This window comes from Lactobacillus sp. C449L (assembly GCF_059900815.1).
In genome coordinates, this window is record NZ_JBWXGA010000443.1 from 1 (window position 1) to 395 (window position 395).

General features: G+C 48.6%; 1 protein-coding gene. It reads left to right on the top strand.

Annotated features, from left to right (window positions below):
- On the top strand, positions 1 to 395 hold a 395-nt coding region (locus AC2JF9_RS10195; RefSeq protein WP_500727532.1), incomplete at both ends, for a hypothetical protein.

The window sequence follows — 395 nt, forward strand, 5'->3', positions numbered from 1 at the left end:
TCTAGTTAAACATCTCCGGGAACGCGCCGACTATACGGCAACCGTTGGTGAATGGCTTATATGCAAATTGGAGAACGGCCCCGAGAGCTTAGATCATATATTGTCCTATGAATATCAGCTTCAGGCTGATTATCAAGTGACAATAGGAAACCTTATCGGAAGCTTGCGCAAGCTTTCCCGCTGGGATTGGCATGAAGCGTTCGAGCAAATCAGCATTGTTGAACAAACGTTGCGCAAGGAAAGCACGGGCTCTTATTCCCTATTGGATTTTTCCAGCAGCAATACACTCCGGAAAAGGGTAGAACAGCTTGCCAGGCGCTTAAACCTGCCGGAAAATCTTGTTGCTGCTCAGGCGGTGGAGCTAACGGGGGAGTATGTAAAGGAATGTTCGGGGG